The sequence below is a fragment of the Streptomyces sp. NPDC048353 genome, assembly GCF_055587165.1.
On the sequence record NZ_JBVJGU010000008.1, the window covers coordinates 100,118 to 113,787 of the forward strand.

Below are 13,670 nucleotides of genomic sequence, written 5' to 3' on the forward strand. Positions count from 1 at the left end.
GGGTCCCGCCGCGCCGGTGCGCCCGCCCGCCGGACCGTGACGTCTCCGGACGGCGACTCAGTGCGGGGCGGCGCCCGCGCCGGGGATCACCGGCCGGTCGCCCTGCGTCCACACGACGCGCAGGTCCGCCCGGGACAGCCGCCAGCCCCGGGGGGTTCGGACGAGCGCGTTCTCCGTCCGGCCGCCGGAGACGAAGAGCTTCCCGCTGCCGGCCCGTACGTGCGTGGAGAGCTGGTTGCCCACGAGCGTGGCCCGGTCGCCCTCCACGTCGACGAGGTAGTTCGAGCCGAAGTGCACCGTCCGCTCGAAGAGCCCCATCGCCATCCGTATGTTCGCGGCGATCGCCTCCCGCCCGCGGACGTCCCCGGCCGGTGTCGAGGTCGTGGCGTCCTCGGTGAAGAAGTCCGCCGCCCAGGCCGCGTCGTACGGCCCCCGGTCGTCGAGGGAGCGCAGGTAGCGATCGAAGAGGCGCGTGACGGCGGCGCTGTCGGCGAGGGAGGCCGCACCCGTAGGGGAGGCCGTGTCATCGGTGGTGCTCGTGGTGTCCGTGTCCATGCCCACGAGCTTGGTACCTCGACCAAGGTCGAGGTCAAGGGCCGGGCCGTGACGTCTCCGGCCGGCCGGGTGCGAGACGATGGGGCCATGACCGAGATCCTCACGCCCCGCCTCCTCCTCCGCCGCTGGACCGACGACGACCTCGTGCCCATGGCCGAGATCAACGCCGACCCCGAGGTGATGCGCTGGATCGGCGACGGGTCCGTCCGGGATCTGGAACAGACCGCCGAGGACATCGAGCGGTGGGAGGAGGAGTGGGACGACGAGGGCTTCGGGCTCTTCGCCGTCGAACTCCTCGGCTCCGGCGAGCTGATCGGCTTCGCCGGCCTCTCCGTCCCCGCGTTCCTGCCCGACCTGCGCCACGAGGTCGAGATCGGCTGGCGGCTCGGACGGCCCTTCTGGGGACAGGGATACGCCTCCGAGGCCGCGCACGCGGTCCTGGAGTTCGCCCTGCAGGACCGCGCCCTCGACCGGGTCGTCGCCGTCACCCACATCTCCAACGAGGCCTCCGAGAACGTCCTGCGCAAGCTCGGCATGACCCCGGAACGCGAGACGGACCACCCGGACTTCGGCGTCCCCCTGCGCATCCACGCCATCGACCTCAGCGAGTACCAGGGCTGACCCCCCGGGCCTCCAGGAACACCGGATTGGTGAAGCCCGCGAGCGCGCCCGGCAGCGGGGGCAGCATCGCCGGATGGCGGACCTCCGCCCGTACGTAGGTCGCGTACGCCGCCGTCGTCACCCACTCCACCGGACCCGCGGCGGCCGGCGCCGTGTGCAGCACGCCCTGGTCCGTGACGAAGCGGACCGTGCCGCCCGCCGGGGCCCCGCGCACCGCCAGCCGGACCCTGACCGGCGCGTCCGCCGGGACCGCGAGCCGCTCGCCGATCCCGGCCGTCCGCCCCCGCCCGTCCGTCACGGTGAAGTCCAGGGCGACCGCCGAGGACTCGGCGACGTACGAACGGCCCGCGCGCAGGCCCGCCAGGATCGCCGTCCGGCTCAGCTCGTCGGCCAGGACCACGGTCTGCGGGGTGCCGACCCGGTCCGGGTCCCGGTGGGCGTCGCTGCCGCCCATCGCCGGGATCCGGCGGCCCCGGGCGAGCGCCGCGTCCCAGTCGGCCAGCGCGACCTCGTCGTCCGGGGTGTACGGGCCGTTCCACACCTCCACCGCGTCCGCGTCGCCGAAGCCGAACTTCCAGGCGCAGCCCACGCAGGGGGCGTGCGGATGCGCCGGGACGACCAGCCCGCCCGCCCGCCGGATCTCGCGCGCGAAGCGCCCGAAACGGTTCTCCCGGGCCCGGTAGCGCCAGTCCACGAAGGTGCCCGGGTCCGTGCCCACGGCCAGCACGTGACCGTTGCGGGTGGTGACCTCCTCGCCGAGCAGGACCAGCAGGTCGTCCCCGGCGTGCCCGGCCCACGCCCCGTGCCCGCCGTGCGTGTTGTGCTCGGTGGCGGTCAGGAAGTCGAGCCCGGCGGCGCGGGCGAGCGCGGCGACCTCCGCGGGCGTGCGCCGCCCGTCCGAGTACACCGTGTGGAGGTGGCAGTCGCCCCGGTACCAGGCCCGGCCGCGCCCCCTCGCCCGCTCCGGCGGGTACACGACCGCGGGGGCGGGCGCCGGGTCGCCGAAACGGAGGGTGACCGTCACCGTGTACGTCAGCCCCCGCGGCGCCACCGTGTACGGCGCGAGCACCACGAACCAGGTCCCGGCTCTCAGCGGCCCGGCCACATAGCCGGGGGTGGCCGCGTCGGCCCGCAGGAAGAACTCCGTCCGCGCCCCTCCCGACCAGCCCCGGAACCCGGCCCCGCCGAGGCCGGTGCCGCGCTGGTCGAAGAGGCCGATGTCGAGCGCGTTGCCCTGCGTCCCGGCGGGGGCGGCGGGGCGCTCGTACGCGTACGACACGTGGATCTCGCGCACCCCGCGCGGGACCTCGACGGGCAGGTAGACGTAGTCGGGGGAGCCGGGCGGCAGGGTGCCGCCGACCGTCTCCGTACGGTCGCCGCCGGGGGTGCCCGCGGCGTGCGCGAAGCTCACGCCCCCCACGGTGAAGGCGGAGGCGACGCTCGTCGCCAGGAGCGTTCGTCGGGTCGGTTCGCTCATGTCCGGCACCTTCGTAGGAGCGCATGAACCGCCGGACAACACAAGAGGCCCGCGGTGCCGCACCTCTCGGAAATCACGGCCGCACCCCCTACCGTGCCGCTATGCGGATCTCGACCACGATCTTCCTGACCGACGAGACCATCTCCCCCGTGCGCCTCGCCCGCGAGCTGGAGCGGCGCGGCTTCGCCGGGCTCTACCTCCCGGAGCACACCCACATCCCGATCGAGCGCACCACGCCCTACCCGGCCGCGGGCACCGAACTGCCCCCGGAGTACGGCCGCACCCTCGACCCCTTCGTCGCCCTCGGCCAGGCCGCCGCCGTCACCGACCGCCTCGGGCTCGGCACCGGCATCACGCTGGTCACCCAGCACGACCCGATCGCCCTGGCCAAGCAGATCGCCACCCTCGACCACCTCTCCGGCGGGCGCTTCACCCTCGGCGTCGGCTTCGGCTGGAACAAGGAGGAGGCCGCCGACCACGGCGTGGAGTGGTCCACCCGACGCGAGCTGACCCGGGAGCGGATGGCGCTGATGCGCGCCCTGTGGGCCGCCGAACCCACCGCGTACGAGGGCGGGCACGGGGTGTCGGTACGCGCCTCCTACGCCTGGCCCAAGCCGCTCGGCGGCGCCCCCCGCACCCTCGTCGGCGGCGCGGCCGGCCCCACGCTCTTCGCGCACATCACCGAGTACGCCGACGGCTGGATGCCCATCGGCGGCCGCGGCCTCTCGGAGTCCGTCCCGGCGCTCCGCGAGGTCTGGGAGAAGGCCGGCCGCGACCCGCGGACCCTCCGGATCGTCCCGTACGCGGTCCTGCCGAACCCCGGGAAGCTGGCGCACTACGCCGAACTGGGCTGCGAGGAGGTCGTCCTGCAGCTGCCCCCGGCGGGGGAGGCGGAAGTCCTGGGCGTCCTCGACGCGTACGCCCCGTACCTGTAGGGCCGGGCCGGGAGGGCGCCACTGCCGAGGCCGGACGGGGCCTCCTGTCCGCGCGGGGGCACTCGTATGCTCGGTCCATGACGGATCAGCAGCCCGGCCCGGCACCACGGCCCACCGAGAACGCCATGCGCCGCGCCCTCAAGCGGGCCAGGGACGGGGTGGCGCTCGACGTCACCGAGGCCGCCGTGCTGCTCCGGGCGCGCGGCGCCGACCTGGACGACCTCGTCGCCTCCGCCGGCCGGGTCCGGGACGCCGGTCTCGAGGCCGCCGGGCGGCCCGGAGTCATCACCTACTCCAAGAGCGTGTTCATCCCGCTCACCCGGCTCTGCCGGGACACGTGTCACTACTGCACCTTCGTCACCGTCCCCGGCAAGCTGCGCCGCGCCGGGCACGGGATGTTCATGTCCCCCGACGAGGTCCTCGACATCGCCCGCCGCGGCGCCGAACTGGGCTGCAAGGAAGCCCTGATCACGCTCGGCGACAAGCCCGAGGACCGCTGGCCCGAGGCGCGCGAATGGCTCGACGCGCACGGCTACGACGACACCCTGGCGTACGTACGGGCCATGGCGATCCGGATCCTGGAGGAGACCGGGCTGCTGCCCCACCTCAACCCCGGCGTGCTCTCCTGGACCGACTTCCAGCGCCTCAAGCCGGTCGCGCCGTCGATGGGCATGATGCTGGAGACGACCGCCACCCGCCTGTGGTCCGAGCCCGGCGGACCGCACTACGGCTCCCCCGACAAGGACCCCGCCGTGCGGCTGCGGGTCCTGGAGGACGCCGGACGCTCCTCCGTCCCCTTCACCAGCGGCCTCCTCATCGGGATCGGCGAGACCCACGAGGAGCGGGCCGACTCCCTCTTCGCGCTGCGCAAGGTCTCCCGCGCCTACCACTCCGTCCAGGAGCTGATCATCCAGAACTTCCGCGCGAAGCCGGACACGGCGATGCGCGGCATGCCGGACGCGGAGCTCGACGACCTGATCGCCACCGTCGCCGTCGCCCGCCACATCATGGGCCCGAGCGCCTGCCTCCAGGCCCCGCCGAACCTCGTCGACGAGGAGTACGGCCGCCTCATCGCCGCCGGCATCGACGACTGGGGCGGCGTCTCGCCCCTCACCATCGACCACGTCAACCCGGAGCGGCCCTGGCCGCAGATCGACACCCTCGCCGAGAAGTCCCGCGCCGTCGGCTTCGAGCTGCGCGAACGCCTCTGCGTGTACCCCGAGTTCGTCGGCCGCGGCGAGCCCTGGCTCGACCCGCGGCTGCTGCCGCACGTCCGCGCCCTCGCCGATCCGGAGACCGGCCTCGCGAACCCGGACGCGGAGGTGCGCGGGCTGCCCTGGCAGGAGCCGGACGAGGCCTTCACCGCCGCCGGCCGCACCGACCTGCACCGCACCATCGACACCACCGGCCGCACCCACGACCGCCGCGAGGACTTCGACGAGGTCTACGGCGACTGGGAGGCGCTACGCGAGGCGGCCGCCCCCGGCATGGTCCCGCAGCGCATCGACACCGATGTCCGCGACGCCCTCGCCGTGGCCGCCGACGACCCGACCCGGCTCACCGACGACCAGGCCCTGGCCCTGCTGCACGCGGACGGCCCCGCCCTCGACGCGCTGACCCGGATCGCCGACGACGTCCGCAAGGCGGCGGTCGGCGACGACGTCACCTACGTCGTCACCCGGAACATCAACTTCACCAACGTCTGCTACACCGGCTGCCGCTTCTGCGCCTTCGCGCAGCGCCGCACCGACGCCGACGCCTACACCCTCTCCCTCGACCAGGTCGCCGACCGGGCCCAGCAGGCGTGGGAGGTCGGCGCGGTGGAGGTCTGCATGCAGGGCGGCATCCACCCCGACCTGCCGGGCACGGCCTACTTCGACATCGCGCGGGCGGTGAAGGAACGCGTCCCCGGCATGCACGTGCACGCCTTCTCGCCGATGGAGGTCGTCAACGGCGCGACCCGGACCGGCCTTTCCATCCGGGAGTGGCTGACGGCGGCCAAGGAGGCCGGGCTCGACTCGATCCCCGGCACGGCCGCCGAGATCCTGGACGACGAGGTCCGCTGGGTCCTGACCAAGGGCAAGCTGCCCACGGCGACCTGGATCGAGGTCGTCACCACCGCTCACGAACTGGGCATCCGCTCCTCGTCCACGATGATGTACGGCCATGTCGACCAGCCCCGGCACTGGCTCGGCCACTTCCGCACGCTGGCCGGGATCCAGCAGCGGACCGGCGGCTTCACCGAGTTCGTGACGCTCCCCTTCATCCACACCAACGCGCCCGTCTACCTCGCGGGGATCGCCCGCCCCGGGCCCACCGTCCGCGACAACCGCGCGGTCACGGCGATGGCCCGGCTGCTGCTGCACCCCTACATCCCGAACATCCAGACCAGCTGGGTGAAGCTGGGGGCGGACGGCGCGGCGGAGATGCTCCGCTCGGGCGCCAACGACCTCGGCGGCACGCTGATGGAGGAGACCATCTCCCGCATGGCGGGCTCGGGCTACGGCTCGTACCGCTCGGTCCGGGACCTGGTCGCCATCGCGGAGGCGGCGGGCCGCCCGTCGCGGCCCCGGACGACGCTCTACGGCGAGGTGCCCGAGGAGCGGGTCCGGGCGGCGAAGGCCTCCGACGGGCACCTGCCGGAGCTGCTGCCGGTGCTGCCGCAGTGACCGCCCCGCCCGAAGCCCCCTCGTGACGGCACTTCGGGCGCACCGCGGTCGAAAGCGGACAGAAAGGCCTCCGATCGCAAAAGGTTCCGCCCCGCGAACGTGCGAACGCGGTCCATTACAGTGCTCCGAGACCTGTGCGCCGAGGGCTTTCCGGGAGAGGGCACGTCGTGACCACAACCGCCGCGGCCGTGTGGGGCCGCGCCGAACAGCAGGACTTTCGGGCCCGGGTGCGCGGCTGTCTCCTCGGCGGGGCCGTCGGGGACGCGTTCGGCGCGGGGGTCGCGGGGCGGTCCCTGGCGGAGATCAGGGCCGCGCACGGACCGGAGGGCCTGACCGAGCCCGTCCCCGCCTACGGCAGACGCGGGGCCGTCACCGCCGCCACCCAGATGACCCTGTTCACCGTCGACGGCCTGATACGCGCCCAGGTCCGCCGGGACACCGGCGCCTGGCACCCGCCCACCGACGTCCACCGCGCCCATCTGCGCTGGGCGGCCACCCAGCGCGACTGGGGCCCCGACGAACGGCGCAAGGACAACGGCTGGCTCGCCCGCGAGGAGTGGCTCTACGCCCGCCGGGACCCCGCCCGCGCCTGTCTGACCGGCTTCGGCGACGAACTCCTCGGCACCCTCGACAAGCCCAAGAACCCGGACGCGACCGATTCCGGCGCGCTGGTCCGCTCCGCTCCCTTCGGGCTCCTGGTCGGCTGGGAGCCCCAGCTGGTGTGCCAGTTGGCCGTGGAGTGCGCGGCGCAGTCGCACGGCGACCCGGCCGCCTACCTCGCGGCCGGCGCCCTCGCCGTCGTCGTCCACGGCCTCGCGCGCGGCGACAGCGTCGACGCCTCGGTACAGCGGGCCCTCGCGCAGCTCGCCCCGCGCCCCGGCCACGAACCCGTCACCGCGGCCCTCCAGCAGGCCCTCGGAGCCGTACGCCAGGGCATGCCGAACGCCGCCCGGGTCACCGCGCTCGGCGCGGACGAGGACCGGGCCGAGAACCTGCTCGCCGTCGCGGTGTACTGCGCCCTCGTCGGCGAGGACATCCGCCACGGCCTGCGCCTCGCGGTCAACCACGACGGGCCGTCGGCGGTGACCGGAGCGGTGACGGGCGCGCTGCTCGGCGCCCTGCACGGCGAGACGGCCCTCCCGCCGGCCTGGCTGGCCGAGCTGGAGGGCCGTGCGACGGTCCTGGAGATCGCGGACGACTTCGCGATGGAGATGACGCAGGGCGCCGCCCTGCACAGCCCCTCCGAGTCCTCGCCCGGCTGGCTGGCGCGCTACCCGAGGGGCTGATCCGCCCGGTCGCCGTCGCGCTGCGCGGGGACGGCGGCGGCTCCGGCCGGGCTGCCGCCGTCCGAGTGGAGCTTGTCCAGGACCGCGTCCCGCTCCGGGGTGTCCTCCGGCCGGAGGAAGCCGATGAGGACGTAGAGGATCAGGGAGGTGGCGAGCGGCGAGACGATCTGGATCTGCAGCTCGACGCCGTCCAGGCCGTAGTTGGTCAGCCAGAAGGCGAAGAGTCCGGCGGCCCAGGAGACCAGCGCCGCCGTCGGCCCGGACTTCCGGAAGGTGCGCAGCAGGCCGAGCATGAACGGGATCGCGATCGGCCCCATCAGACCGGCCACCCACTTGATGACGACGGTGATGATGTCCTTGAAGGCGGGGGAGTTGACCTGGGTCGCGACCGCCATCGACAGCGCGAGGAACGCGATCGTCGACCAGCGGGCCGCGAGCAGCCCGGCCCGGTGCGTCCAGCTCCGCGCGGCCTTGCTCATCACGGGCGCGATGTCCCGGGTGAAGACCGCCGCGATGGCGTTGGCGTCGGAGGAGCACATGGCCATGGTGTGCGAGAAGAAGCCGACGATGACCAGGCCGAGCAGACCGTGCGGCAGCAGTTGCTCGGTCATCAGGGCGTAGCTGTCGGAGGCGTCGGGCTTCTTCGGGTCGACGAGCAGCGGCGCGACCCACATGGGGAAGAAGAGGACGAGCGGCCAGACGAACCACAGCACGGCGGAGAGCCGCCCGGAGCGGGTGGCCTCGCGGGCGGTGGGGGTCGCCATGTAGCGCTGGGCCTGGTTCCACATGCCGCCGCTGTACTCGAAGGTCTTGATGAAGAGGTAGGCGAGGAGGAACGTCATCGTGTACGGGCCGGCGGTGGGCGCGGTGTGCCCCTGCAGCTCCGGCCGGTCCCAGACGGTCCACAGGGCGCTGAACCCGCCCAGCTCGGCCAGGACGGCGACGAGCATCGCGATGCCGGCGAAGAACTGGATGACGAACTGCCCCAGTTCGGTGAGCGCGTCGGCCCACAGCCCGCCGACGGTGCAGTAGATGCCCGTGATGACACCGGTGATGAGGATGCCTTCGTTGAGGGAGATGCCGGTGAAGACGGAGAGCAGGGTGGCGATGGCGGCCCACTTGGCGCCCACGTCGACGATCTTCAGCAGCACCCCCGACCAGGCGAGGGCCTGCTGGGTGGGCAGGTTGTAGCGGTTCTTCAGGTATTCCAGCGGGGAGGCGACGTGCAGCCGCGACCGGAGCCGGTTGAGCCGGGGCGCGAAGAGGTGGGCTCCGATCGCGATGCCGATCGCGATGGGGAAGGACCAGGTGACGTACGACGTGACGCCGTAGGTGTACGCGATGCCGGCGTAGCCGGTGAACATCACGGCGCTGTAGCCCGACATGTGGTGCGAGATGCCGGAGAGCCACCAGGGCATCTTGCCTCCGGCGGTGAAGTAGTCGGAGACGTCGTCCACGCGCTTGTGGGACCAGACGCCGATCGCGACCATCACGCCGAAGTAGCCGATGAGCACGGCCCAGTCGAGACTGTTCATTGCGCCCCCTCCAGGGGTCCGGTCCGCCTTGTGAACGCCGTTCATGGTGTGGCGACGTGACCGGCCGCGACAACGGACTGGAGGGTCAAGAGGGAGTAAAATCGTTCGAGTTTTTGACCTGCATTCATATTCATGAACTCAGATGGGGTCAAAAAGGGCCGCACGGCGAAGGTGCCGTGCGGCCGGAGGGCGATCGGTGGCAGCGGCCGCCCCGGGGCGCCGGGGGCCACCACCTGGGCGCTACCGCATCAGCTCGCCCGCGTTGACGAGCAGCGACTGCCCGGTGATGGCCCGCGCCCGGTCCGAGGCGAGGAAGGCCGCCGCCTCCGCCACGTCCCCGTCGGTGGTCAGGTCGGGCAGCGCCATCCGCTCCGTGAGCCGGCCCAGCACCTCGGCCTCCGCCACCCCTTCCGTGTCCGCTGCGAACCGGACGTACGCCTGCACCGGCGGCCCCCACATCCAGCCCGGCAGGACGGTGTTGACCCGGATCCGGTACGGCCCCAGCTCCCGCGCCATCGAGTACATCGCCGAGGTCAGCGCCCCCTTCGAGGCCGCGTACGCCGCCTGCCGGACCTGCGAGGGCGCGGCGACAGCCGACTGCGTACCGATGAGGACGACGGAACCGCCCCGCGCCTTCAGGGCGGGCAGGCAGGCCCGGGTCATCCGCAGGGTGCCCAGCAGATTGACGTCCAGGACGCCCTGCCAGGTCGCGAAGTCGGCGTCCTCGACACCACCGAAGTAGCTGTCCCAGGCCGCCACGTGCACGACCGCGTCGACCGCCCCGAACCGCTCGACCGCGAGCGCGGCCAGCGCCTCGCACTGCGCCTCGTCCGTGATGTCGGTCGGCAGGAACGCGGTGCGCCGGCCGTCGGGGTCGATCTCGGCCGCCGCCTTGGCGAGACGGGCCTCGGTCCGCGCGCCGAGGACCGCGTTGCCCCCGTCCCGCACCACCGTCTCGGCGACCCGGTGACCCAGCCCGTCGCCGACGCCCGACACGATCACGGTCTTCCCCTGGAGCAGCATCCGGGTGCCTCCCGACTCTGGCCATCGATCTGACGACCCGTCAGAGTAGGACCGCGTCACCGACAAGGGAAGGGGCACGGAGATGAGCGAGGGGACAGGAGCCGACGCGTACGCGGAGCTGGCGGCGACCGGACCGTACGGGGTGCGCCCCGGGCACGCCCTGATCACGATGGTCGAGCCGCACCCGGGCCACGAGTACGCCTACAACCGCTGGTACGAGGACGACCACTACTACGCCGGAGCCATGGCGATGCCCTGGATGTACGCGGGCCGCCGCTGGGTCGCCACCCGCGCGCTCCAGGAGCTGCGGACCCCGGAGAAGTCCGCGATCGCCCAGCCGGTGACGGCCGGCTGCTACCTCTCCACGTACTGGATCACCGAGGGCCGCTACGACGAGCACATGAAGTGGACCGTCTCCATCAACAAGCGCCTGAACCGCGACGGGCGGGTCTACCGCGACCGTACGCACGTCTTCACGGCCTTCCAGGACCACGAGGCGACGGTGTACCGCGACGGCGCGGCCGGACCCCGGGACGTCCACGCCCTGGACCACCCCTACGCCGGCCTGATCCTCCAGGTGATCGACGCCGACGGCCCGGAGCGGCGCGCGGAGCTGCTGGAGTGGCTGCGCGCCCGCGAACTGCCACGCCGCCTGGCCGGCTCCCCGGCGGCGATGGTGACGGTCTTCCGCCCCACCCCACTGCCCGGCGACCGCATGACGTACGTGAAGCAGGTCGAGGGCACCGACACCCGGCTCACCCTCCTCTGGTTCCTCGAAGCCGACCCCCGCACCACCTGGCCGGACCACTTCGCGGACCTGCACACGACGGCCGGCGAGCTCGGCCGCGTGGAGCTGGTGGCCCCGTTCCTCCCGACGCTCCCGGGAACGGACCGGTACGTCGACGAACTGAGGTGAGGGGGCGGGGGAGGAACGCGGGGGCCGACGGCGCGGGGAGGGGCTTCGGGCGTGCCCGGGCGGGGGGCTCCGGGTGGGGAGGGGCTCCGGACATGCCGAGCCCCCTCGGCCAGGACGGCGGACCGGTCGAGAGGGCTGCTGCGTGGTGCTGTTGCGTGACGCCTGCTGATGTCGGCCGGTCGGTGCAGCGTGCTCGCTGCGAGCCGCTCGGCGTCCGCGCGCGGGTTTTCAGAGGGTGCCGGTGGTCACTTCGCTGACGAAGGCGTTCCAGGAGCCGGGTCCGAAGGCGAGGGACGGGCCCTCGGGGGCCTTCGAGTCGCGCACCGCGATCGCGGCCACGACGGGGGACTTGACCTCAACGCAGGCCCCGTTCCCGCCGGAGTAGGAGGACTTGGTCCACGTGTCCGTAGCGCCCTGAATAATCGCCATGATCTGAGCTCCGGTTCTGCCGGTGGGGGTGTCGCGCCAACCTTCTTGCTGGCGTGATCGACGCTACTCGCCGGTCCCGCCGCGTGGGGCGGGCGTTCACTCGACCGGATGGCATATTCCACGCGCTCTTCCGCCGCGACAAGGCCGGGGTGTACCGTACCGGCCCCTCCCTCGACGGCATGGCCTTTAGGACGCATTCATCCCTGATTGCCGTCGGCGTACTTTTTGGCGATGTCGGAGATGAAGTCCCGGGTCTGTTCCACGTTGAGCGCCTGCGCCCGCAAGTGTTCGTACATGACGCTGTACTTCGCGACGTCCTGCGCCTTCTCCAGATACAGGTCGCTGGTGACGCCCTCGATGTAGACGACGCTGGAGTCGGACGCGTCCGGGAATTCCAGGATCGCGTAGTGCCCGCTGATGCCGGGGTGGGCACCCATCTCGAAGGGCAGGACCTGCACGGTGACGTGCGGCAGGTGCGACTGCTCGACGAGGTGCTCCAGCTGCTGGATCATCAGCTGCTTGTTGCCGACGACCCGGCGCAGCGCCCCCTCGTCGATGACCGCCCAGAGCCGCAGCGGACGCTCGTCGTCCTTGATCCGGTCCTGGCGGCGGGTGCGGACGGTGACCCGCTTGTCGATGTCGACGGGCGTGGTCTCGGGCAGGGCGCCGCTGATGACGGCCTCGGCGTAGCCGTGCGTCTGCAACAAGCCGGGGATGATCTGCGGTTCGTACACCCGCAGGCTCTCGGCGTCGGTCTCCAGGCCGATGTAGACGCTGTACGGAATGTCGCCGAAGGCGTGCCACCAGCCCTGCTGGCGGGAGTCCTTGGCCATCTGCATCAGCGACTCGACGACCCGCTCGTCCTCCACCTCGTACACGCCGCACAGGTCGCGGACGTCACGCTGGCTGATGGAGCGGCGGCCGTTCTCGAGGCGGCTGATCTTCGACTGGGACACCAGGAGACGCTCGGCGACCTGTTCGGCCGTCATGTTCTTCTGCTCCCGGAGCCGGCGCAGCTCCTGGCCCAATCGGCGTCGCCTGACGGTGGGATTGACGTTGGACGCCACGGAAACTGCACCTCCGGCTGTCGGCTGCGTAGCTGTGAGTATCTACTGCTTGGCAGACTGCCACCAAAGGCCGGGTGTGCGCTGGAAAACGATGACACCGCGGGCGAGCGGCCCCGGCGTGCGAACGCCCCTGGGCGGGGCGGGCGGTGCCCCTGGGCGGGTGCGCGACGCACGTGTACGGGGGGCGGCGACGCGCGTGTGCGGGACGGCCGTGTGGGCCGTCCCGCACACGTCTGTGCGGCTCCCGGAAGGGATCGGGGTGGTGCGTCGCGGTGCGCGGCTGCTCAGTGCGCGGCCGCGCGGGCCATGCTGCCGCGACGGGGCTGCTCGGGGACGCCCGCCGGGCGCCCGCCTCCCGCGGCGGCGTTACGGCGCGGCTGGGCCGCCACGCCGTTCTGGACGTCCATCACGGCGTGCGCCACGAGGCCGCCCATGGGGTCGTGCCGGATCAGATCGCGCAGCCGGGACCGCGACGACCGTCCTTCGTTCCCCGGGTACAGGTGCTTGCCGAGACCGACCGCGTGGGCCAGCGCGGCGAGCGCCGCGGTCCGCGGGTCCGGCGGTACACCGGTGCGGATCGCACTGTCCAGCCGGGACCTGATGTCCCGGCTGATCGCTGTCTCCGTCGCCTGGTAGCGAGTCGTCGGCAGCACTCCGCACATCTGGCCCTCCACGGCATGCACCATGCCGCATCGCTCCAGATGAGCGAGATAGATCTGACGCAGCCCCAGTCGGGGCCCGCCGATCCAGTGGACCGCCCGGACCGGGCTGCCACGCCTTCGCAGCAGCTCCAGTGCGGAGTCCAGAGTCGGATCTCCGGTCGGCCGTGGCATCACCACGGCGATACGATCCCCGTCAGGGGCTATCCGTCCTGCCAGAGCCAGCTCCACTAGCTGTGCTCCGGCGAGGCCGAGGTCGAGCGACTGCGGCTGCGCTGTGGTACCCGTGGCCGGGTCCAGAGCGAGCAGCAGAAGCTCCTCCGGAATTGTTCTGCGGCTCCTGCCCATCCATGCCTCCCCGCGTGGATGAGTCACAGGGTGACCCCTCTCACATTCATCTGTCGAGAGCGCCTGGGTGGTTCGTACGGGAACCGGCAGGTATGTCGTTCTCGTCTAGCACGGGAGCCAAGGGGTTCACACAGGACACTGGTACATGGT

At 72.5% G+C, this 13,670-nt stretch carries 12 protein-coding genes; 5 read left to right on the plus strand and 7 right to left on the minus strand.

The annotated features are described in order from the left end of the window. Positions 1 to 57: 57 nt before the first annotated feature. Complete coding sequence (locus tag ACZ6RC_RS26635; protein ID WP_391145903.1) at positions 58 to 555, minus strand: nuclear transport factor 2 family protein; 498 nt, start codon at positions 553 to 555, stop codon at positions 58 to 60. A gap of 87 nt (positions 556 to 642) precedes the next feature. On the opposite strand from ACZ6RC_RS26635, the gene ACZ6RC_RS26640 reads away from it, so the two are divergent. Continuing rightward, positions 643 to 1,176 (plus strand): GNAT family N-acetyltransferase, encoded by a 534-nt coding sequence (locus ACZ6RC_RS26640; RefSeq protein ID WP_453617506.1) that lies wholly within the window; start codon positions 643 to 645, stop codon positions 1,174 to 1,176. On the opposite strand, the gene ACZ6RC_RS26645 is transcribed toward ACZ6RC_RS26640, so the two are convergent. Beyond that, entirely contained in the window at positions 1,157 to 2,653 is a 1,497-nt protein-coding gene (locus ACZ6RC_RS26645; protein WP_453617504.1) for a CehA/McbA family metallohydrolase, read from the minus strand. The two genes, ACZ6RC_RS26640 and ACZ6RC_RS26645, sit on opposite strands and share 20 nt — an antisense overlap. 101 nt (positions 2,654 to 2,754) lie before the next feature. On the opposite strand from ACZ6RC_RS26645, the gene ACZ6RC_RS26650 reads away from it, so the two are divergent. The 3 genes from ACZ6RC_RS26650 to ACZ6RC_RS26660 all read left to right on the plus strand — a co-directional run bounded on the left by ACZ6RC_RS26650 (position 2,755) and on the right by ACZ6RC_RS26660 (position 7,543). Then, positions 2,755 to 3,588 carry an LLM class F420-dependent oxidoreductase gene (locus ACZ6RC_RS26650; RefSeq protein ID WP_469587697.1) on the plus strand — a complete coding sequence of 278 codons (834 nt, stop codon included), beginning with the start codon at positions 2,755 to 2,757 and terminating at the stop codon, positions 3,586 to 3,588. Between the two features lie 77 nt (positions 3,589 to 3,665). Continuing rightward, positions 3,666 to 6,257: a bifunctional FO biosynthesis protein CofGH gene (locus ACZ6RC_RS26655; protein WP_391145893.1), complete on the plus strand. Its 2,592-nt coding sequence runs from the start codon at positions 3,666 to 3,668 to the stop codon at positions 6,255 to 6,257. Between the two features lie 167 nt (positions 6,258 to 6,424). Beyond that, complete coding sequence (locus ACZ6RC_RS26660; protein WP_391145891.1) at positions 6,425 to 7,543, plus strand: ADP-ribosylglycohydrolase family protein; 1,119 nt, start codon at positions 6,425 to 6,427, stop codon at positions 7,541 to 7,543. Here the strand turns inward: ACZ6RC_RS26660 and ACZ6RC_RS26665 are convergent. Together ACZ6RC_RS26665 and ACZ6RC_RS26670 are read right to left on the minus strand one after the other, a co-directional pair. After that, complete coding sequence (locus tag ACZ6RC_RS26665) at positions 7,528 to 9,078, minus strand: sodium:solute symporter family protein (RefSeq protein WP_391145888.1); 1,551 nt, start codon at positions 9,076 to 9,078, stop codon at positions 7,528 to 7,530. The two genes, ACZ6RC_RS26660 and ACZ6RC_RS26665, sit on opposite strands and share 16 nt — an antisense overlap. 240 nt (positions 9,079 to 9,318) lie before the next feature. Then, positions 9,319 to 10,101 (minus strand): SDR family oxidoreductase, encoded by a 783-nt coding sequence (locus ACZ6RC_RS26670; protein WP_469587702.1) that lies wholly within the window; start codon positions 10,099 to 10,101, stop codon positions 9,319 to 9,321. A gap of 82 nt (positions 10,102 to 10,183) precedes the next feature. On the opposite strand from ACZ6RC_RS26670, the gene ACZ6RC_RS26675 reads away from it, so the two are divergent. Beyond that, on the plus strand, positions 10,184 to 11,017 hold the full coding sequence (locus tag ACZ6RC_RS26675) for a hypothetical protein (protein WP_391145881.1): 834 nt from the start codon (positions 10,184 to 10,186) through the stop codon (positions 11,015 to 11,017). Between the two features lie 228 nt (positions 11,018 to 11,245). On the opposite strand, the gene ACZ6RC_RS26680 is transcribed toward ACZ6RC_RS26675, so the two are convergent. The 3 genes from ACZ6RC_RS26680 to ACZ6RC_RS26690 form a co-directional block, all read right to left on the minus strand. Then, a complete protein-coding gene (locus ACZ6RC_RS26680; RefSeq protein ID WP_469587704.1) occupies positions 11,246 to 11,446 on the minus strand; it encodes a DUF397 domain-containing protein in 201 nt (66 codons plus the stop codon). A gap of 197 nt (positions 11,447 to 11,643) precedes the next feature. After that, entirely contained in the window at positions 11,644 to 12,513 is an 870-nt protein-coding gene (locus ACZ6RC_RS26685) for a helix-turn-helix domain-containing protein (protein WP_469587709.1), read from the minus strand. Positions 12,514 to 12,797: 284 nt separating this feature from the next. Next, positions 12,798 to 13,520 (minus strand): GOLPH3/VPS74 family protein, encoded by a 723-nt coding sequence (locus tag ACZ6RC_RS26690; protein WP_391145869.1) that lies wholly within the window; start codon positions 13,518 to 13,520, stop codon positions 12,798 to 12,800. Positions 13,521 to 13,670 lie beyond the last annotated feature (150 nt).